We start from the raw sequence: 1,224 nt of genomic DNA, 5'->3' as shown, positions 1-1,224 counted from the left end.
CGCTAATGCTGGATTCCGCTTTCGGTGGGTATAGCTGCTGGTAGCGGGGTGGTTGCGGGTGCTCGGGGGCGGGTGCTGGACGATGGTGTTACGGGCACGGCCGGGCCGTGACGAGGGCGAGCAAGCGGTGGTCCACCGTCTGACGGCTGCCAGGAAGGCGCCGAAGGTTTTGGTGGAGCGGTGCCGGATGGTGGAGCTGAGCTGGGACAGCTGGCTGGTCCCGCAGATCGCCGACGAGCTGAGGTGCAGTCACAAGACGGTGCGCCGCTGGCTGCACCGGTTCAACCGCTTGGGGCTTGAGGGGCTGGAGGATCTGGGCGGGCAGGGCCGCAAGCGACGGATCACCGAGGCCGAACGCTCCCGGATCATTGCGATGGTCAAGCAGACCCCGCCCGGCCGACTTGAGGCGCAGCCGTCGAACGAGATGTGGGCCGCGGACGAGTCGGGCCCCTCGGAGTGGACCTTGGACGCACTGGCTGCCGCGGCCCGGGGTCTGGGAATCGAGGTCAGCCGCTCCCAGGTGCGCCGCATCCTGCTGGCCGAGGCCGTGCGCTGGCGGCGCACACGCTCGTGGACGCGCCCGAGAGATGCGGACTTCGAGGGAAAAGGACGCGGATCGTCGAGCTCTACACCAGCCCGCCCGCCGGTGCGACGGTCGTCTGCACCGACGAGCTCGGCCCGATGATCCCACGCACCTTCCCGCCGGCACCGAGCTGGTCACCGGACGGACACCGCATCAAGAACGAGATCGACTACTCCCGCAGACCCGAGAAAACCTGGGTCTACGGCGCCTTACGCGTCCGCGACGGCCAAGAGCTCACGATGACCGCCACCTCCCGCAACAGCGCCTTCTACCAGCAGTTCCTTCAGCTGGTCGAGGACGCCAACCCCGTCGGGGACATCTATGTGATCACCGACAATCTGTCCTCGCACAACAGCGTGTCCACCCGAACCTGGCTCGAGGATCACCCCCGCATCAGGCACGTGTTCATCCCGGTCAGCGCCTGCTGGCTCAACCTCCAAGAGGGCTGGTGGCGCATCTTCCGCAAGACCGCCCTGGCCGGACGCTCCTTCGGCGACCGCGACCACATCACCCACGCCACCGAAGTGGCCACAGCCCAGCTCAACGCCCGCGCCCGACCCTGGATCTGGGGCAGACCCGCACCGCCCACAAGACACTTACGCCGCCGATATGTGTACGTCCTTTGAGGAACGAAGCACTAA

General features: G+C 67.2%; 2 protein-coding genes. Both read left to right on the top strand.

Annotated elements, in window-relative coordinates; genetic code table 11:
- Positions 1-82 precede the first annotated feature (82 nt).
- Entirely contained in the window at positions 83-685 is a 603-nt protein-coding gene (locus AQJ46_RS51200; protein WP_059212220.1) for a helix-turn-helix domain-containing protein, read from the top strand.
- Positions 616-1,209, top strand: coding sequence for an IS630 family transposase (locus tag AQJ46_RS51195; protein ID WP_107117528.1), 594 nt, complete (start codon positions 616-618; stop codon positions 1,207-1,209). Before AQJ46_RS51200 ends, AQJ46_RS51195 begins: the two co-directional genes overlap by 70 nt.
- Positions 1,210-1,224 lie beyond the last annotated feature (15 nt).

The organism is Streptomyces canus, assembly GCF_001514145.1.
GTDB lineage: Bacteria > Actinomycetota > Actinomycetes > Streptomycetales > Streptomycetaceae > Streptomyces > Streptomyces canus.
This window is presented reverse-complemented; position numbering and strand designations above follow the sequence as displayed.

Coding starts and splice junctions, on each gene's coding strand:
- AQJ46_RS51200 (WP_059212220.1), top strand. CDS start 83: ATGGTGTTACGGGCACGGCCGGGCCGTGACGAGGGCGAGCAAGCGGTG.